This window comes from Streptomyces sp. NPDC001027 (assembly GCF_040299045.1).
Lineage (GTDB): Bacteria > Actinomycetota > Actinomycetes > Streptomycetales > Streptomycetaceae > Streptomyces.
On the sequence record NZ_JBEPBI010000073.1, the window covers coordinates 1 to 19102 of the forward strand.

Consider the following 19102-nt stretch of genomic DNA (forward strand, 5'->3'; position numbering starts at 1 on the left):
GCTACCTCACGCCCCACGAGGCGCGCCTGCGCTACCAACAGGATCAGACCCTCGCGGCATAACAGAACCGTGTCCGAGATCACGGGGAAACTTCACCTTCCGTCTCCGGGCGGTCGTGGCGTGCCCGCGTCCGGTGCTCCTGGCGAGCGTCTGCACCGGTGCGCATCACTCGCGGGATCGAAGCGAGCCGGCTTGCGGGCGCAGCCCTCGTTTTGAACAGACAGATCCAGCGCTTCCCGCACCTGCCGACGAAGCTCCATGGTGACGTCAGAAAGCCGCAGGCCAACGGCCACCCGCCTATCAGGAATCGCGTAGAAATGTCCCAAGGTTTCGCGTCAAAGTGTCCGCGTCTTCTCAAGGTCGAATCGCGTATAGCCACAGATCACGACCTACTTCCGGGAAGACACTCTGCGCGGACAAGTTGGGACACCGACCCGCTGCGGTACGTCCACCAGGAGCACGCCCTGCTCGTCCTCGGCGACCAGGAGCCGCCCCGCGGCTGACCCCCGCGGCTGACCCTGCCGAGGCGGGGCCCACGCACGGGAGAAGGGTGGTGGGTGTGGTCGACGACCGGATAGAAGCCAGCGGGAGCAGCACGAGGCGTGGCGACGCCGGGGGCCGCAGGGCGCGGAGCAGCAGCCCGCGGAGGCGGCTGTGAGGCGCAGTCACGACGTGCGCCGGACTGTTCACCCGTTCACCGAACAACTCCGCCACAAGCACAGACCCAGCCGCAGGCCGAGAATACAGAGAGGCAGGCTGGGGAGGGGAACGCAGCACGACGGGCGCGACGGCGGACGATGCCGGGCGCCCGGCCGCGGGCACGGCGGCCGAGGCGGGGCCGGGGGCAGCGCAACGAGTCACCGACGCCCGGCTCACAGTCTATCGCGCAGCAGCGGGTAAAGGGAGTCAGGCGCTTCCAGAACGCCCCAACTGCAATGCGTGCGCGGCCGCAGGTTCGAGGGCAGGACGATTCCCAGGTACGCGCTGCCTCCGAGTTCCGGCCAGGTCGGATCGATCACCTGGCCGTCCGCGTCTGTGCACCAGGCGTGGGCCGTTGGTACGGGGCTGCCGGCCGCGACGGCGAAGCCCTCGGTGTAGACCAGGTGAGGGTGCTCCCGCTCGGTCGCCGCCGCGTTGGCGAAGCACTGCCGCTCCGGCAGCGGCCGGACCTGTGCCGGAAGCACCGCGGGGGTGAACCAGCGGCCGTGCGCGGCCACCAGTTCGTACACCGAACGGTACGCCCATCTGGCAACGCCGTCGTGGTCCAGGCGGGTCTGCAAGGCAATGTGCGCCTCCAGCCAGTCCAAGAGCACCTGTTCGGCGGGGGATGCCAGGTGGGCGGACGCAAGAACGCCGACGGGGTCACGGACTGCGGCCGTGTCGGCCGGTGTGCCCTCATCGTCTGCGGAAATCAGCATCATGGCTCCCCATCCAACTGCCCTGATACTACCCCTGGGTTCCAGGTCCCCGTTTCCTGCCAGCGCCGGGGCGCACACGTCCGAAGTTCTCCAGCCGCTGCGTGTGGTGGCGGGCGGCCGTGTCCGTAGGGCGCCTACCGACCAGCAGGTGCATCAGGCGCCGCGAGGGCGTCAACCCTTGCATACCTCGTCCATGCGGAGGCGGCGGCTGTCAGCTGGCTGTCGCCGGAATCCGGGCGATCCTCGCCTGATTCCACCAGTGCAAGACGCAGTCGCTCCGACTGGGCCGGGCGCTCGGGCGCGGGCAGGGCCGTGGCGGCCTCGAACAGGGTGCTGCCGTGCCGGCAGACGTCGGCGTCGTCCAGTCTCCACAGCGTGGAGGTCTGCTGTGCAGGGCCTGGTCGGTCCCGTTGCCGGGGCCCCCGCCCGGCAGAGCGTGTCCGTCCGCACTCACATGCTGACCGCTCCGAGGAGCATGCCGGCGCAGTCGTTGTCGATCGTCTCTGCCGCAGCGGTCTGATGGGTTCCCGGCTTGGGCTTCGGGGGCTGTGTGGGAGAGGTTGCTGATGTGTCTCGCGGATTCACTTGCGGGGTGTCGGCGCTGAGCACGTCGTAGAGGTTCGGCATGTCTGCTCCTTCGTGGCAGGCGGGTTGTTCGTGTCGCGTGCGAGTCCTGCCAGAACGGGCAGGAAGACCAGGGCGGAGGCTACCGTCAGTGTCACTGCGTCGCGGAAGACCGTGAGGAAGGTTCTCACTGTTTCCTCCCCCACGCCGGACAGCTCCGCGTACGTTTCCGCAAGCGACGTACGCAAGGGCCGAGCCGCCTGCGTCGCCAGGTAGGTATCGGTGCGGCCGAAGACCGCTCGGGCGGAAAGGACGGAGGCGGCTCCTGCGATGGCCAGGACCGCCAACGTGCAGGAGCAGATGTACAGGGCGAGAAGGATCCAGTGCTGCTGTACGGCGCCGGAGGCCTTGGTGGCGAGGGCGGCGGTGAGGGCGAGGGAGACGGTGGCGAGCACACCGGCTCTGTTGCGGATGCGGTCCAAGTCGGCCATCTGCCGGTCGAGTTGTCTGCGTCCCTCCTCGATGAGAAGTGTCAGTTCGTCGTCGCTGTGCTGGTTCAGGTCGCAGGTGCGATCCGGGAATTCTGCGAACGTGGGCAGGGTGCGGCCGGGGTGCAGCAGCGCCATGCAGTAGATGAGGTAGAGGCGGGCTTCGGCGAAGCGGCCGGTGACTGCTGCCATGTCAGATGCCTTGCAGCCAGTGGGCGAGGCTGTCGGCGACCTGGTCGGTGACAGCCTGCGGCAGGAAGAGCCATTGGCCACCCGGGTTGAGGTCCACGAACCACGGGCCGTCCCTGTCCACGATCCAGTCCTGGCAGCTGAAGCCGGTGTTGAGATGGCTGGCGAGCCGGACGGCGTCGTGCTCTACCGCCGGCCAGCGCGTGGACGCGGTGAAGGAGTGATGGGCTTCGTCGGTCTGGCGCCAGTCCAGGGGCAGTCCTGTCGCGTCCAGTTCGGCAGTCCAGGCACGATCGTTGACGGTGACGACCCTCAGGTGTGTACGGGCGTGCAGTTTGCGCTGGGCCAGGAACGGTGCGTCCCAGAGGTCGATGCCCGTCAGGGCGTCGCCGGTGGTTTCCTGAGCGTGCACGATGTGCTGGCTGCCGTCCTTGCCGGTGAAGTTGCCGGGGCCGAGGGGCTTGATGATGAACGGCTCCCCCAGCTCCGCCGCCAGTACGGCCGGGTCGCCGCATACCAGAGTGGCCGGCGCGGCAACTCCCAGCGCTGCGGCGGCCCGGTACTGAACGATCTTGTTCTCTGCGGTGAAAAGCGCATCCACCGTGCAGAGCCATGTGAGTCCTGCATCGCGCAGTACTGCGGCGAGAGTTGTCATCCGGGCGGCCATACCCGCTGCGGCCTGGCCGCCCAGTTCCACGCCGGTGTCCCAGCCTGCGGGTGCCAGCCGTCTGATCCAGCCCCGGGCGGGTGCGTGTCGGGACAGCTGAACGGGCTGTCCCAACCGGTCGAACACGACGCTGTCCTGCGGGCTCAGCCGACTCAGAGCGGCGGGCAGGGTGGCCGCGTCCAGGACGGCTGTTGTTTCCCGTGGAAGCCGCTGCAGCACCGCCTCGACGTGAGGGTCGTCCACGTCACCGATGACGACAGCGCCGGCGGGCCGCACCGGCGCCGGGGATGCCTTGCTGAAGGCGCGGTGAGTTTGTGCTTCGGAGTGCGCTTCCATGACAGCACATCGTACGAGGACGGATCGCCCTCAATCACTCTTTCCCTGACAGTCCTTCGCTGTGCGCAGCCTGTCCTTTCGCAGCAGAGCGCACACACGATCCGGCCTCCACCTCGGCGAAGCCGATGCCCAACGGTACGACGGGCCGGGCAACGCTGATGAGAGCGGCGCCAGGCAGCCGGTCAGACGTGTACGGTCGCTGGGATGAACGCAGATGCCGCTCCTGACCCGCGTCGTCTCGGTGTCCCGAAAGAGGTCGTGAACGAGGGCGCACGCACCCTGCGACACGCCTGCCGGTCCTTCAGCGAATTCACCGAGAGCCTCGCCGAGGGCGATTCGGTCGAGGGGATGTCGCCAGCCGATGCCTCCTGGGTCAGCTCCTCACATCATCGGTACCGCACGGCGCGGCGCCGCCTGTGGGCGTGGGCGGCATGGAACACGCAGCTCACTGTGGGCAACATCCTGGATCACGTGCAGGCAATGCAGCGGACACTCGTGGGCGAGCCCGTGGCCATATGGTCCCTCGTCTCGCTCTCTCGCGTCGTGCAGGAGGGCGCCATCCGCGTGTGTCACCTCTACGAAGCCTCGCTCGGTCCGCAACAACGTGCGGTGCGTATCGCGGCCGCGTGGCTCAACGGAGCCCGCCAGCATCAGACCGCAGCCAGGGACGTCGGCACGCAGGCGGTCCCCGAAGCAGACAGGATCTGGGAACACGCCGAGCGCGCCTCGCAGCAGGCCGGAATGAGCATCGGGCTGGACAGCAGAGGCCGTCCGAACTCCGCCGTGCTGGGATCGGTGAAAGAGCCGTTCACGGTGAACCTCACCAATATCGCTGCGCAGCGGCCGACGCACCTGCCTGCCTGGTACCGGATATCCTCCCCCACGTCCCACAGCACCGTGTGGATGATCGCCCAGGCATCCGGTTCCGACGAGGACGACCGGCCGGTCATGCGCGCCGATCCCGAGATCGTCACCGCAGCGGTACTGGCCGTCCTGGGCGCGTTCGAAGACCTCGTTCAGACCCTGGGGACCTATCACGGCCATGAGCCGCAGCAGGCACTGCAGACCATCCGCCGGCGCACACTCGTGGTCGTTGAGCGACAGCGGAAGTGGCGGAGCCGGGCTGCGGAAGACGCCCGTCTTCTTCTCGACGGCGGCGTGTAGGCTTGGGGATTCCTCAAACCCACAGGTCCTGAAGGGTCCTCCCCACTCGCGTGGGGGTCTGTCCGCGTCGACCTCGCGCACCGGCGGGGGCAGTAGGTCCTCCCCACACGCTGGGGGTCTATCTGCCGCTGCTCCATGACCATCTGTAGCCGTCGGGTCCTGTCCCCACACGTGAGGGTCCCTCCCTTCCACCGTTGCCTCTGTACCGCGGGGAGCTGCCCTTCCTCACAAGTCGAGGGCCTGCCCCGGCAGGGCTGATGGGTGGCCATGTATATGGCTGTCCCGTTGCCGTTCGCGTCAGGGTCATTCATCGCGCTTCCCCGACCGGTCTGCGCTGCCCCGTTCCATCCCCACGCGCGGGGCCCCCTCGCGCATCGCCTCACAGTCCATCGCAGTTGCGATGTCGCCTCCCTACCTTCAGGGCTGATGCGTTCTCAGCTGGCGAGATGAGCTGGTCGCCTGCGTACGCGCTGCTGCGTGTGGTTCGCCCGACGCGACCCTGATGATCAAGGTTGTCGAAGCCTTTGATCACGAACAGGGGTTGGGTTCGCGTGCCATCTTCCCTGATCGGTGCCCTGCGGCGCCACCGTGAGGACATCGACTACCACCTGCCCGGTTTCGGAACCGCAGCAGTTCACCACTCTCGCCGAAGTGCTGGGGCGGATACCCGATCCCCGCCGGGTCCACGGCCGCCGCTACCGCCTGGGCTCCCTGCTCACGCTCCACCTGGTCGCCCTCCTCGGCGGAGCCACGTCGCCGGCCGCCATCGCCCGCTTTGCCGCTGACACCGAATTCGACCTGTGCAAACAAACCAGGCTGGCCTCCAGCACACCGAACGCTCGAACAGGCCGGCCCGGCACAAGTCGCCGAACTCGTCCAGAATCACTGGTCAGTTGAGGTCCTGCACCATGTCAGAGACGTGACATTCGGCGAGGACGCCTCGCGAGTACGCGCCGGCACCGCGCGTCTGCAGGTCGCGGCGAAGGTCCCGGCCGAGGACAAGGCCCGGGTAGTGGAGGAGTTCACCCGCGACGAGACGGCCGCAGCGGCGGCCGCAACCAATCTGCTGCGCCGGCCCGCAGTCGCGTTCAAGGCGATGAGCGACGATTTTCTGAACTAGCTTTCTGAGCGGACGATCATGAGTGGACGTTCGGCGTCCGAGTCCGTGGGGCTCCGTCAGGTGCACGGCTATCGAGCCATTGCTGTAGCTGCAAATGGCGAAATTGGTAGGCGTCACCGGACGTGCGGAGCAACCCGGCCTCGCATGCCCACGATAGAAACCGGCCCAATCTCCGAGGTAGTCCGCGCAAACATACCACGAATGCGACATAACGACGTGTGGCGCGAAGACAGACTGCTGCGATGAGCAGTGTTAGGGCCATTCCGCTGGAGACGCCAGCAGTGTAGTCGGTGTACTCGGTGGACACGGGTTCGTCCAGGAGGTCGGCCCAGTACAGGTAATCGCCCAGGACTTCGCTCACCTTGAACAGCGAAACTAGGAGAGCTAGCGCTGCGCCGTAGGAGATGGCCTTGGCAAGGCCAGCGACCAGGTCACCGCGCAGGGGGTGTCCCAGGTCGAGGGCACTGTTATCGGCCTCGCGGGACGGCTCTGTTGTGACCGCTGCGATGGCGCCTGTCGTCACCGCGACCACAAGGCCCGCCAACACAGCGTAGGACGACAGCATGACGCCCATTACTTCGGTGTACGGGAAGGCAAGGTAAACGCTGGGGAACCCCCACTGAAGCGGCTGGACGGTGATGAAAATGGCGGTGGCCGCACCAAGCGCCCCGCCCACGGCGACGCCCCGTGTGCGGCGCCGCCGTGCCAGATCAAGCCGTGCATGGGTGCCCCGACGGGGCCAGCGCGCGACGGCCGGGATTGGAGAGCCGAGCCGGAAGGCCCAGAAGATCGCCCCGACCCCGATAGCCAGCCATACGTCATCGAGCAGGGACATCGGCCCCGCAAAGGCAAGAGCGAACCATGAGTAGTCGCGCAGAGTCTGCACGGCAGGGACGATGCAGACCACCACGAGGAGCAGATCCAAGGCCAGGACGCGCAGCCGCCCCGCCAGCGGCCACAAACGGTACGGAACGATACGGGTCTCGCCGTGCCGGCCGAGGTGTCGAGCGAGGATGAAGAGCCACTGCTCGACGCGCTCCGCTGGGTAGTGGGGATCGGGTAGCAGAGCCGTGAGGGCGGGGACGTAGCGGGCGAGCAGGTGACGGTCGATGGCGGTCGGCGAGTCGTGGTTCAGCAGTTCTCCAGGGTCACCGTCGTGGGCGTATGCGGTGGTAGCGAGTGTGAGACGCCAGGGAGTTGAGAGCGCGTGGGCTAGGGGGCCCGTTGGGCGATCCGCGAGGACGCGAAGGACATGGTTCCAACGTTCGGGTTGATTGCTCCGGTCTTCCAGGAAGGCCCGGGCTTGATCGGCCGAGACCGGCCCCAGGTGCACGCGGGCGGTATCGGCGGCCGGTGAGCCGTGTGCAGTCGCCTGTTCGTAGAAGGCGCTGCGGCAGGTGAGCACGAAGGGTGAGGGATCAGTGCCGTCCTGATAGGCCGCGAGCAGCCGCAGCGCGGTTGTCGCTCGCTCCGGGCGGTCGGTGTCGGGCGGATCCATTTCGTCGAGACCGTCCATTACCGGCAGGACCAGCCGGTGTTCCACCAGGCACTGGGCCTCTGCGGCGGCCAGGTCGAAGTCGTGTTCCAGCCGCTCGCTCAGCCATCGTTCCAGCGGTACTGTCACGTCCCAGTCCGACAGCGGGAATCGGACCGGCACTGGGTCGTCCGAGCCGCGCCGGGCGAGAAGAGCCAGGATGAGCTTGACCGCCAGGACCGTCTTGCCAGCTCCTGGTTCTCCGGTGATGACCAGTCGGCGTGGGCGGGTGGCCATGAAGTCGTCCGCGACGCCATCCAGGGAACCGGCCGGCCGCTGCGGCGGCACAGCTGCGCGCCGCCCGCCGGTTTGAAAGGTGAAGGTGATGTTGATCGGAACCCGGTCTCCACCCAGCAGCCGACGCCATTGCTCGCCTTCGGTGTTGCGGACGCGGGCTGCCAGCCGTCCCGCGAGTATGGCCGGATCTGTCTCCGTAGGCCGCCGGAGCGCGAGCATACTCAGCACGACACCAGCAACCCCGATGAAAAGGCCCAGCACGCTCGCGGTGTCCTGGGGCTGCAGGCTACGCGTGAACAGGGTGTCGACGCCCCATACGAGACTGCTCCCCAACAGGACCACAGCGATGCCCAGCAACGCCCACCACAGCTGCCGCGTTGTCTTCCCCGACATCGAACTCCACACCACCCCTCTGGGCGCCTCCTCAACATGACGTTCTCTTGACGGCACCCGCTTTTGTGAACGAGGGATCAGCCGAAAAGGCGACGAATCCATAGGAGGTGTGCGGTAGCGAAAAACCGGCCCCCGGCCGAACCGATGCGTGCGCCCCCGGCTCTTCAGGGCTTGACGACGGCGCTGTTCCAGCCGGTGATCTGATGGAACGTCGGCATGCCGAGGTCGACTGCCCTGGTGCGGCGGGCCGCCTCGTCTTCTTGTTCCAGTCGTGGTAAGCGATCAGGTCGTCTGCGGTGAGATCGGCGAGGTCACGGCCGGTCCGGAAGGCGACCTTCACCAGGCTGTTCTCGGCCGTGCTCAGGTGACTCGGGATCATTCCCCGGGCCATGCCAGCCTGCCGGAGCTGCTGAACAGGTCGGCGCCGAACTCCCGCTTGGCGTGGCGGTAGAGCCCCGAGGTCCGGTAACACTGCAGGAATTCGTAGCTCGGACGCACCACCCTGGCCAGCAGCAAGCAGCCCAGCCCGTCCGTGGTCACGGAACGTCGGGACGCTTCGACGCACCCGTATCCGGCCGTGACGACGTCGATCCAGTCCAGGCTGCTGTCGGCGCCGGAGACGATCCACCGCTCCTGCCAGCCGTCCCCCGGGAAGGACAATAGCCAGCCGAGGATCCGGGCGGTCCCGCGCGACCGCCCGGCCCGCTTGCTCCTGCTTCGCTTGCTCGTTGATGGCGGAAACGTCGAGAGTGACGGCAGCAGCTCCAGAACGCCCTCGACCGAGAGCTCGTCGAAGGGGCCGCAGTCGGCAGCGAGCATCGGCTGATGGTCGAGGGCGTCTCGGGCAGACGGGACAGAATCGGCCGGCCTGCTGGTGGTCACGGTCATCGCGGGAGACCTCCGAACAGCACGTCCAGGTCAGTGGCGTGGTAGCCGACGGCGACCGGCGGCGGGGGTTGCTGGGCGCGAAGTTCGCGTGCGGCCAGATGCTCGGCAACGCGGCGGATCACCCGGGCTTCGTCCTCGATGAGGTAGATGTCGGCGGTGGTGCTGAGGTGGGCGTGGCCGAGGATGGTCTGTACGTCTCGGAGCGAGAGGCTTTCATCGCGGCTCATGCGCAGGGCTGCGGTGTGTCGCAGGTCGTGCATGGTGTAGTTCGTCCCGAGCAGCGCGTTCACCCGCCGGAGCACAGCCCTCAAGGCGTCGTAGTTCATTGGCTGATGCCGCAGGCCGTTGCCGTGATCGCGGCGTCGAAGCGTCCACCAGATCGGGTCGTTCGGGTTCAACAGGCCGAGCTCGGCCAGGCAGAGCCGCAGCCAGATGAAGGCCTCGGGACTGGCGGGCAGCCACTGTTCGGCGTCGCTGCCCTTCCGTCGGACCCGCACGAGCTGGTCGCCCCAGTCCAATCGACGCCGCGGAGTCCGAGGACCTCACTTGCGCGGGCGGCGCAGCTGAGATCCAGCGCCAGGATCGCACGGTCGCGGTTGGAGCGAAGGGCCCCAAACAGTTCCTTCCAGCGTTTCGTCCGGAATCTCGCGGGGCCTGGATCTGGGCACCTTGGGGTTGTAGCGGATCCGGCCTTCGCGCGGAACGGATCGAGCGGGTTGTGGTGTGCGTGCGGGCGCCGCCCTTTGCGGTCGAGCGGCACGGGGTTGACCAGGGGGCCTTCGCCGATCTCGATCCAGAACTCGTAGAAGCTGCGGACGACGGCGTTGTTGTGACGGACGGTCCGGGGTTCGTAGCCGTCGCCAAGGTTCCTCCTGCGAGTGATCGGGTTGACCTTGCCCGCCGTGTGGGCCGACGCTCGCCGAGGAGAGTTCCGCGGCTTGTCCGCCTGGCAGAGCCACAGCACCAGGTCCCGGGCCTCCGCCGCGGTCGCTCGATCCCACTCGACATGGACAGCCTGCAGCCACCGCCATCTCAGCAGCCCGTACGCGTAGCTGCGTACCGAGCCAGGCCGGTTCCTCGCCGTGAAATCCCGGCGGTACCGCCGAATTGGCTCCACCGGCACCTCGTCCGAACCGACCACCAGCCACGGCACTACACCCTCGGCGGAAACCACCCGCCCCCACTTCGGCAAGCGGATCTCGGTGATGTCCCGCTCCGCCTCGCCAATCCTGGCCCCATACAGCCTCCTCACTTCAAGCTGCACGAGGTCTATCGCCCAGGCAGAGATCGACTCCTCTCCATCGGCGGCGTGTCTTCTGCTAGTCCGGTCAACAGGCACACCGCCCGCTCCCAGGTCAACCATGCCCAGACAGAACGCAGCCGCCAGGCCCGCGAGCACTTCGAACGCACCAGCCCCGTCGCACCCGCCGTCCGCCACATCGACCGCACCACCGAGTTCCTCGACCTCGTCACCGCCTGCCACGCCTTCATCGCCGCCGCCGGCCGCACCGTCCCCGGCCTGCGCGACCGCACGCTCGCCGACGACGAACGCACCATCGTCCACCAGAACATCGCCAAGGTCCGCGCCACCCTCGAGGCGCTGCTGCCGGACCGGGCCCGTGTTCTCGGCGCAGATCAGTCTTGGGGCTCTTCGGGTGATTCGTGTGGCGTCCGAAAACCAACACTCCCCTGTGGAAAATCTTTGAAGACTTGATCACGGGCGGTCTAGGGTTTCCAACTGCGTCGACTCTTCGATGCGCCACACATCAGCAAGGGGGAGACTCGGGTTGAACCGTGTCAAGGTCACCATGGGCGCTGTAGCGGCCACTGCTCTGCTCGGCACTCTGACCATGCCAGCCGCCGCCACGACCAGCGGCGAGAGCGCAGTTCAGGCCAATGCGGCCTACAAGATCCTCAAGCACCTAGACTACTCCGGCCCCGGCAAGGCATCACTGCGAGTCGGCTACTACAACAGTGCCGACGACAAGGGATTCGGCTGGAACAAGGTCAAGCGGAAGCACAACATCACGAAGTACGGAGCGGTCGAGTACGTCGCGAAGTCACCCAATCGCGATCACATAGGCGGACAGTCGTACCGCATGACGGCCTATGCGGGTAAGTACAAGTGCCGCAACGGGGTGTGTAATCTCGTCAAGCAGTACGAGGTTCACCTGACGGTCAACCAGAAGAAGCTGCGCGATGATCAGGACAAGGGCGTCATCACGATGTTCTGCCTGACCGTCGTGAAGTGCCCCAAGTGGGTCAGTACAACTCTGGCCAAGCAGAACGCCAAATCGCTCACCGCCGCAGAAGATGACGTCATCGCAGAGGAAGACGTCCCGGAGGTGATCGAGGCCCCCGCGGACGAGACCGTGGATGCCGATGAGAACGCCGACCAGAACACTCCGATCGAGGCCAACCCCTCTCCGGAGTGGGGCGACACCGGGGACACCAGCGAGACATACGCCAGCTCCTACGAGCCGCTGACCAAGTCGGCGCCAGTCGCTGCGCTGCAGGCTGCATCCACTACTGCGAGCGAACAGCTGATCGCGAGCTACAAGCCTCTCCCGCGTGTGCGCCCGGAGTCCGCTGCAGGTACCCGGTACCGCTACGTTGCTTCCTACACCAAGCTGCAGTAAGTCTCTGCCCGTACATGGCCGCCTGGGCCCATGGCTCCAGGGCGGCCCGCAGCACATGGAAGGGGACGCGTGGCCACCCCGGACAGCGAGTTCCTCACGCACGCTTCGGAAGTCGCCTTCGAGCTCGGCCTCGACCGCTTCCGTATCTCCGCGCTCACTATCCGGTCGCGGCAGATCACCTTCACCGAGACCGACGGTCCTTCACAAGCACCCCTCTATGCCGACGGTGAGCCGCCGCAGCCCGGACGCGCGGGCCGCCGGGAACACGACTGGCAGCCCGGGATCGCCGCGCCGGCATGGATGAACGTGGCCTGGCTTCTGGAAGACCTGGCCACGTGGGTCCAGCAAATGGCCGACGACCACATCACCGTGGTCGGTCTTGAAACACCAGAGCCTGACTGGTGCGACGTGCTCATCCTCGACGGCGACACCACCTACCGAGTCCGTATCGCCGTAGGCGGCCGACGGGAGGTGCTGGACTTCCCTGGAATGTATCTACGAGACCTGTTCGCCGAGGGCCGCTACCGCGACTACCTGACTCCGGAACTCGCTGGCGAGCTGCCGGTTGTGGATCTGCGTACCGTCTTGTGACGGAGTGTTCGCCACGGCCGATCTCACCCGTCACCACAGTCGGTGAGCGTCGCTGTGCCCGAATACATCGGATCTTCAGGGAAGTGCATCGCTGCGGGAAACGATCACACTGTGAATGGGAAGCGATCATCAACCTCTTCCCGGCACTACAGGTCATCCTCACTCGTGAACACCCCTGGAGCCCAGGACCCAGCTGACGGCCCACTTCGAACAACTCCTCGTCGTCGCCCCGCAACGCGACGACATCCTGCAGGCCTGTTCTTCTCTCAGAATGCAGAGCTCCGGCTGGCTCGGGTGGGATCCTCGAACGGAGCGACCCACTTTCACCGAGTACTCCAAGGAGGTCACCGAGTCCTGGAGCGATCGAGCCCACGCCCTGGCTGCTGCCGACGCGTGCGACGTTCTGGCCGACGTGCCCGGCGACGACGGTGACAAGGACCTGCGGGCGTGGAGTGCGCCGGTCCGTCTCGCACGTGACCTCAGGGTCGGACTGCTCGCCGATGACGCCGCGCTGCGTGCCTACGCCCGAAGCCAGGGGTATCCACGTTCGGCAGTCTTCACCTGCTGGAAGCCCTCGTCCAGGACGGAGCGCTTCCCGCTGACGCTCTCCAGCAGTCCTACAGTCGGCTCATGGCACTGCCCGTGGCGCAGCTGCCGGTACGCGACCGGCAGCTCACTATCGCCCGCAGCGAGCAGCAGTGGAGTCCCGACAGCTACGCGGCCTTTCTCTTCACCCGCCCCCTCGACATGGCAGCCCCTGGCAGACGGATGGCGTGCCTACACCATGTTGATCAGAGCGCTGCCCGAGAAGGATCCAGAGCGGGCCGCCAGATGGTGCCTCGCCGCGCTCGCTGGCGCCGGCGCACTCGTGGCCTGGACCTTGTTCGCCCTGGCTGATGGATCTGCTCTCCCTCTGCTCCTCGACGAAGCAGAGCACACCGTCCAGCTCGTCGCTCCGGAGGCGGATCTGCTACAGGAGGTCGTGCGGCGTCTGGTGACGACGGTACGCCGCATCACCCCGGCCGAGGAAGTTGGTCCCATCGTTCTGCGGCTGCTGGCCGGTCTGGACGGCGAGACGCACGTAAAGGCCCTCAAGATCTTCTTCACCACGCCGTGAGGGCCTGTAGCGGCCGGGCCGGGCCAGACCCCGCCCGGTCAACGCGACGGTTCGGCGTGTTGCTCACTCACCCGGGATGACCGCCGCAGGGATGGCGGCGCCGTGCCAGCGGGCCAGGGCGACGGCGGCGACGAAGGCGGAGATCAGGACGGCCATGCCAAGTACCAGCAGGAGGAGGGCGACGGGGGCAGGGTTCACGAGACAGGCACCGTTCGGGTTTCCACCCCCTCGAAGCGGCAGGCCGGCAGAGCCCGGCCTCGCTGCTCACCAGCACGGCAACACCCCCATCCAGCACAACCGACTCCGGTAAGGTCACCGAAACAAGGCTGGAGATTCCTCAAACCCGCAGGTGCCGAAGCGTCTTCCCCACGCGTGTGGGGCCTGCCCACGATCAGCACGGTGCCCGCGTAGAACAGTTCGTCTTCCCCCACGCGCTTGGGGGTACTTCCGTCGACGCGGCCGTCTTCTGGACTGCCGGGGGCCTTCTCCACGCGCTTGGAGGTTGGTCCGTGCCCCGGGGTCTGCCACTGGTTGAGGCTTCTTCCCTGCGCGCGCAGGGGTCTGTCCGCAGCCGAGGCACGGAAAGACCTCTATGCTCCGCCCTTCCCATGCACTTGGGGTCTATCCTGCGCTACGACCGGATCGACTACTCGATCAAGGTCTTCCCTACATGCCGTGGGGGTCCATCCCTGTGAGATCGCTTCGTAGCCCAGCATGGCCTGCCTTCCTCACAGACGTGAGGGTCCGTCCCGCATACGGCGCCTGATCGAATATGCCGCCTAGTTCTCCCGCTCACGTGGGGGCTCAGCGCCGGGCCGCCGGCCCTTCTTCTTGCCTGCTTGCCCAGTCGCTCACCCGCCCGATTGTCTCGTCCGGCTTCGGCAGCGCCGAGTACACGACGAACTCCGCGTACTTCGGGTCGTCGATCGACAACGGTGGCAACGGGTACTCGCGCAATCTGGCCACCAGGTATCCGGCGGCCAGCAGGTCACGGGACTTCTCGATGTCGAGGTCAACCTTGTCCGCGTGCCAGTAGGAGCCGTCGTACTCGATGGCGAGCTTCCGCTCCCCTGCCGTCTCGACCGTGATGTCGACGAGCCAGCTCGCGCGCTGGGCGAATGCTTCGTGCCGCACTGACTGGCCGGACGATGCCCGGCCGAAGGCACGCTCCGCGGCTGCCCAGTGGTCAAGCTCTATGCGGGACTTGCCATGCTCCCGGCACTCGGGGCATCCGCTGCCGTTAGCCCGTGAGGACAAGGCCGCCTGCCATGCGTGATCTTCGTTTGCGGAGCATATCCAGGCAGGTGTGAACAAGGTCTGGCCGGTCGGGCGCACCTGCCACGCGGACAGCGGATTAGCCGGCGACCACTCCGCCGCCAGATCAGGGAAGTGATAGGCGAGCGAGTCGAGGATCGTGCGGCACTCCGGGCAGCGCAGGCGCTGGCCCTGTTCCCGACGGGCCGGTGTCTCCTGCCACTCGTGGCCGCAGTCTTCATTCCGCCACCACACGAGCTTGCGTGAACCGGGCGACACCTTCGACAGCTGAGTCTTGCCGTTCTTGGTGGGGTGCCACTGTGCGGCGATCTCGGCGTTGAGTCCGAAGGCCTCAGGACCGGCCTCGATCGCCTCAAGGCGCCTCACGCGTGTGTCCTGGCCGCGGCAGGACGGACAGCCGTTACGCAGATACGTGAGCGGAGACTGGCGACAGCGGTGTCCTCGCGGGCAACGTAGCTGGCGGTGCCGATAGTCCGCGACCATCACGGTCCGGGGGTCAGCCTCGTCGTCCCAGGCGGCGAGCAGTACCAGCACGTCCGCGACCGGCGTCTTCTGATAACGCGCGTGCTCCGCCTCCCACTCAGCCCGTCGCTTCGGTTCGCACTCCGGACACTCGCGCATGTTGACCATGTCGAGGATCCGTTTCCTGAACCGCAGCCCGCAGTCGGGGCAGCGCCAGTCGGCTTCCCGCCGTGCCGTGACGGTGACGGTCTCCCAGGTGGCGGCGTCGTTCTGCTCGTGGTCCCACCAGTCGAGGACGGGCAGTTCGCTGTCCTTGAGGAGGTCACGCTGTCTGGACCCAGCGGGCTTGGCCGTCTGCCGCGCACGCCGAGGGTTGACCTGGCACTGGCAGCCGAAACCGATGTCCCCCAGCCTCGCGGCGCTCAACCGGCCGCAGTAGCGGCACCGGACGTAGTGCGGGTCGTCGGAGAAGGAGGGTGCGGTCAGTGCGCTGAGGTAGTCGTATCCGTTCTTCTCGGCGTGCTCCCGCGCCTCGGCCTGCGGAACCGGGCTCAGGTCGGCGTACGCGCCCATGGCCTGGCGAGCCTTCTGCGCCCACTGCCGCCAGTAGCAGGCCCGGCACGTCGCTTCCCCGTAGGCATTCTTTTCCAGGGTGTACTCGAAGCGATAGTGCGCCTCGCAGCCGCAAGCCAGGCACCGGGTCAGACGCCACGCCTTCGGTTTCGTGAAGGGCTCCAGCGGTTCCAGGCCGCCCTCACGCAGCATCTCGGTGATGTGGGCGTCACACCAAGTGCTCTTCGTACGGGTAGCGAACGCGGCAGGCTGCCGGCAGCCCGGCTCAGAACACAACTGGGCCCTCTTACGGGGCGACATGGAACTCATGTGCGGATTTTCGCAGGTGTGCGCACCGGCCGTGCACGAAACCAGCCCCACCCCGGACTAGCGAGCGTGACCGCACAAGAATGCCGCCGTCACGGAGCCGGGACTCGCGGGATGTCTCTCCGGCCACCCTCAGGCAGCCAGTTCCACCCAGCACAGCGCCATGTGTAGAGTCATCCAAGTAGCACCTGCGGGCCTTCAAACAGGCAAGTAGTGAAGGGCCTTCTCCCCACCGAGTGTGGGGGTCTGTCCTGCCCTGGACCATGCCCTAGCAGGGCCAGGTCGTCTTCCCCACGTGTACGGGGGTCTGTGTCGAGGTCGGCGTCGAGGGCTTCGGCGTCGGCCAGGTCCTCCCCACGCGCGTGGGGGTCTGTCCGCTGCGCTTCACGGGTTCCTCCTGGGTGTGTCGTCCTCCCCACGCGCGTGGGGGTCTCTCCTGCTCACCGAGCGCAGGAGACTGTCACCCGCAGTCCCGTCCCCACACGTCGGGGCCTATCTCACTCGTCGACGGCTCGCCGAGTTGTCGCCTATCACCCCCAGACTTGATGGCCTCTGAATGCGCTGGATGCCGCTGTAACACGAGGCCAGCAGGCAGATTTTCTATCTGGAATCGTGTCAAGATGTCCTGGGATTTCGCGCCAAAGTGTCCAGCTCCTCCCAAGGTCGAACTCGTACATAGCCACAGGCCACAGCTCACTTCTGGGAAGACACTCTGACGCGAACCAGTTGCGACATTTTCACGCGAGTTACCAGCACGTCCCCGAACGCCGGCGGGGCGTGCTGGGCGAGTTCGGGTCCACGGCGCGGCGTGCGGTGCTCTCGAACTGCCGTGTCCTGGGCGAGGGCGTCGACATCAAAAGTGTGGACAGTGTCGCCCTGCTGGACCCGAAGGGGGCGCCGCACGACATCGTGCAGGCCATCGGCCGGGCACTCCGTCAAAAGCCCGGGCAAGGGAAACTCGCTTCTCTCATCGTGCCGGTATTTCTCCAGCCGGGAGAGAAGCCGGAAGATATGTTCACCTCCGCGTCGTATCGCCCGCTGGTAAAAGTATTGGCTGGACTTCGGGCTCATGATGAAGGGGCCGTCGAATTTCTTGCCATTCCGCAGGAGCCCCAGAAGGCCTTCGTGGAGCCGTCTGTGAGCATTGGTTCCGCGCCCGGGGAGGGCGAAGAAGAAGCACGTCTGCTGCTTCGCTTCGCTGCTCCACGTGATCCGGTGATGGTCGCGGACTGGGTCTCCTTCAATGTGATCGATACCGAACGCCAGGACTGGGCCCGCGGCTACGCGGCGCTGCGGCGGTACGTCGAACGAGTCGGGAACGCCCTGGTTCCCTACGGACACCGAGAAGGCGCGACGCCGCTCGGGCAGTGGGTCGCGGAGCAACGACGCGCCTACCGGGCGGGGCAGATGACCGGCCAGCGCGCCCGGCGGCTCGAGCAGCTCGGCATGGCCTGGGATGCCGCGGATGCCGCTTTCGAGGAGAACCTCGCTGCCTGCCGCGCCTACTTCGAGCAGCACTTCACCCTCTGCGCGCCGCGTACAGCCGTTGCTCTGGGCAAGCCCGTCGGGCAGTTTGTTTCCAATCTGCGCAGGCCAGGTGCGTTGGGCAGGCATCCTGAACGCGCCGCAGCGCTGGCTGCGATCGATCCCGACTGGAACCCGGCCTGGCCTGTCAGCTGGCAGCGCCACTACGCGGCGGTCCGTGAACTCCTGCGCGACGAGGACGGCCAGACCGAGGTACAGCCTGGCGTCACTGTTAGCGGGATGGACGTTGGGGCGTGGCTCGCCAGGCAGCGTCAGCCGGCCGTCTGGCAGGCCTTGGCAGACGGTCAGCGCGAGCGGTTGGAGCAACACGGCATCACGCCCCTGTTCCCGGCCCGGGAGGCGCCCGCCAAGCCGCTCAAGGGCGGTTCTGGGGCGTTCGAGCGGGGCGTGGCGGCCCTGGCGCAATACAAGACCCGCACCGGCTCTGTCACGGTCCCGAGAGGCCACGTTGAGACCGTGGTAGTCGACGGTGTCGAGCACCCGGTGAAGCTGGGGGTATTTCTCTCGAACAGCCGTTCCAGGCGAGGGAAGCTCACCACCGACCGGCTCGCCGCACTCGCCGCCCTCGGACTCGACTGGGCGGCGACGTAGCGATGCTGCTCCGTAAGGTTGCGGAAGGTGAGTGGGTGCCCCGTGAGCCTTCTACAGGGATCCACGTTTGCTGACGACCAATGAGATGTGCAGGTGAGAGTCGAGAGATGGGCTACCTGAGTGCGTCTCATACTCCTATATTCCGAGGGTGTACTTTTGCTACGCCGATGACTCGGGAGCCGACCAGGGACGCACCCTGACCGGACTCCTTGTGCCCGAAGAAGGCTGGAACGACCTCCTGCACTGTTGGTTAGAAGGCCGACGAGGTCTCGAGGAAACATGGGGGATCTCGAAGAACACCGAGTTGCATGCCAACAGCTTGGTCAAAGGGCGGGGTCGGCCCTGTGCTACCGATGAACAGAACCAACGCTTCGGCCGGCCGGCACGCCTTGCTGCGCACGATCTCATGATGAGGCACCTAGCCCGGTGCTCCAGCCTGCGTGTACTGACTGTGGCGGGGCGTACTGCTCAGATAGCCGAGGTGTATCAGGGCTTCGTCGACCACCTGGAACTGTGGGCCCTTGAGCAGGACACGCGCGTGCTAATCATGTACGACGGCCAGGCAGGGCCGGAGGACACCTCGGGGATGGCGCAGGAGGATGCTCAGAAGCTCTGGGAGCAGGCTGTGCGCAACGCGAGTCCTTATCGAGCAGCACATCGTCAGCTTCCGCTCACCACTCGCAGGATCCTTGAAGATCCAATCATGCAGGACAGCCGGTACAGCCAGTTCATCCAGGCTGCTGACATGGTTGGCTATGCCGCTTTCCATCACTTGGGCCTCGCCCATCCAGACGTGTGGCCAAAGATGACGCCGGTTGGGGCTATGTCCAAGGCTTACCGGCGGCTGTCGCAGCACTGGCTGTCCGGTCATGGCACTGATGGCATTGTCTGGCTCGACGCGGAGAGTGCCTAGAAACGCAGAAACCCCCGGCATGCCGGGGGCCCACGAGAGCAAGATCCTTTGAGTGCCCTCTAGAGAGCACATAGGACCTTGCCCAGCTAGTG

The 19102-nt window shown here is 66.5% G+C and carries 16 protein-coding genes and 1 pseudogene; 9 read left to right on the forward strand and 8 right to left on the reverse strand.

Annotated elements, in window-relative coordinates:
• Positions 1-872: 872 nt before the first annotated feature.
• The 3 genes from ABT300_RS21020 to ABT300_RS21030 all read right to left on the reverse strand — a co-directional run bounded on the left by ABT300_RS21020 (position 873) and on the right by ABT300_RS21030 (position 3662).
• On the reverse strand, positions 873-1418 hold the full coding sequence (locus ABT300_RS21020) for a hypothetical protein (RefSeq protein ID WP_351677820.1): 546 nt from the start codon (positions 1416-1418) through the stop codon (positions 873-875).
• Positions 1419-1999: 581 nt separating this feature from the next.
• Positions 2000-2662, reverse strand: a complete 663-nt coding sequence (locus ABT300_RS21025; protein ID WP_351677823.1) for a hypothetical protein — start codon at positions 2660-2662, stop codon at positions 2000-2002.
• Between the two features lies 1 nt (position 2663).
• Positions 2664-3662: an ATP-grasp domain-containing protein gene (locus tag ABT300_RS21030; protein WP_351677826.1), complete on the reverse strand. Its 999-nt coding sequence runs from the start codon at positions 3660-3662 to the stop codon at positions 2664-2666.
• 204 nt (positions 3663-3866) lie between these two features.
• Here ABT300_RS21030 and ABT300_RS21035 point away from each other — a divergent pair, with 204 nt between their 5' ends.
• The 3 genes from ABT300_RS21035 (at position 3867) to ABT300_RS21045 (ending at position 5946) form a co-directional block, all read left to right on the forward strand.
• Positions 3867-4826 (forward strand): hypothetical protein, encoded by a 960-nt coding sequence (locus tag ABT300_RS21035; RefSeq protein WP_351677829.1) that lies wholly within the window; start codon positions 3867-3869, stop codon positions 4824-4826.
• A 651-nt stretch (positions 4827-5477) separates the two neighbouring features.
• Positions 5478-5723, forward strand: a complete 246-nt coding sequence (locus tag ABT300_RS21040) for a transposase family protein (protein WP_351677832.1) — start codon at positions 5478-5480, stop codon at positions 5721-5723.
• A gap of 22 nt (positions 5724-5745) precedes the next feature.
• Complete coding sequence (locus ABT300_RS21045) at positions 5746-5946, forward strand: DUF6192 family protein (RefSeq protein ID WP_502977966.1); 201 nt, start codon at positions 5746-5748, stop codon at positions 5944-5946.
• 16 nt (positions 5947-5962) lie between these two features.
• Here ABT300_RS21045 and ABT300_RS21050 read toward each other — a convergent pair whose 3' ends face one another.
• From ABT300_RS21050 to ABT300_RS21060, 3 genes are all read right to left on the reverse strand, one after another.
• Complete coding sequence (locus ABT300_RS21050; RefSeq protein ID WP_351677835.1) at positions 5963-8110, reverse strand: NACHT domain-containing protein; 2148 nt, start codon at positions 8108-8110, stop codon at positions 5963-5965.
• Between the two features lie 375 nt (positions 8111-8485).
• On the reverse strand, positions 8486-8929 hold the full coding sequence (locus ABT300_RS21055; RefSeq protein ID WP_351677838.1) for a hypothetical protein: 444 nt from the start codon (positions 8927-8929) through the stop codon (positions 8486-8488).
• Between the two features lie 65 nt (positions 8930-8994).
• The gene (locus ABT300_RS21060) at positions 8995-9495 is read right to left on the reverse strand and encodes a tyrosine-type recombinase/integrase (RefSeq protein WP_351677840.1); all 501 of its coding nucleotides are present in this window, start codon (positions 9493-9495) and stop codon (positions 8995-8997) included.
• An 842-nt stretch (positions 9496-10337) separates the two neighbouring features.
• Here ABT300_RS21060 and ABT300_RS21065 point away from each other — a divergent pair.
• The 4 genes and pseudogenes from ABT300_RS21065 to ABT300_RS21080 form a co-directional block, all read left to right on the forward strand.
• A pseudogene (locus ABT300_RS21065) lies at positions 10338-10595 on the forward strand (DUF6192 family protein); the annotation flags it as partial.
• 190 nt (positions 10596-10785) lie between these two features.
• Entirely contained in the window at positions 10786-11637 is an 852-nt protein-coding gene (locus tag ABT300_RS21070; RefSeq protein WP_351677843.1) for a hypothetical protein, read from the forward strand.
• Positions 11638-11706: 69 nt separating this feature from the next.
• On the forward strand, positions 11707-12228 hold the full coding sequence (locus tag ABT300_RS21075; protein WP_351677846.1) for a hypothetical protein: 522 nt from the start codon (positions 11707-11709) through the stop codon (positions 12226-12228).
• A 784-nt stretch (positions 12229-13012) separates the two neighbouring features.
• Positions 13013-13345 carry a hypothetical protein gene (locus ABT300_RS21080; protein WP_351677849.1) on the forward strand — a complete coding sequence of 111 codons (333 nt, stop codon included), beginning with the start codon at positions 13013-13015 and terminating at the stop codon, positions 13343-13345.
• A gap of 63 nt (positions 13346-13408) precedes the next feature.
• On the opposite strand, the gene ABT300_RS21085 is transcribed toward ABT300_RS21080, so the two are convergent.
• Both ABT300_RS21085 and ABT300_RS21090 read right to left on the reverse strand, forming a co-directional pair.
• Positions 13409-13543, reverse strand: a complete 135-nt coding sequence (locus ABT300_RS21085; protein ID WP_351677852.1) for a hypothetical protein — start codon at positions 13541-13543, stop codon at positions 13409-13411.
• Between the two features lie 606 nt (positions 13544-14149).
• Positions 14150-15847, reverse strand: coding sequence for a zinc-ribbon domain-containing protein (locus ABT300_RS21090; RefSeq protein ID WP_351677855.1), 1698 nt, complete (start codon positions 15845-15847; stop codon positions 14150-14152).
• A gap of 726 nt (positions 15848-16573) precedes the next feature.
• On the opposite strand from ABT300_RS21090, the gene ABT300_RS21095 reads away from it, so the two are divergent.
• Positions 16574-18097, forward strand: coding sequence for a helicase associated domain-containing protein (locus tag ABT300_RS21095; RefSeq protein ID WP_502977967.1), 1524 nt, complete (start codon positions 16574-16576; stop codon positions 18095-18097).
• A 148-nt stretch (positions 18098-18245) separates the two neighbouring features.
• Positions 18246-19010, forward strand: coding sequence for a DUF3800 domain-containing protein (locus tag ABT300_RS21100; protein ID WP_351677858.1), 765 nt, complete (start codon positions 18246-18248; stop codon positions 19008-19010).
• Positions 19011-19102 lie beyond the last annotated feature (92 nt).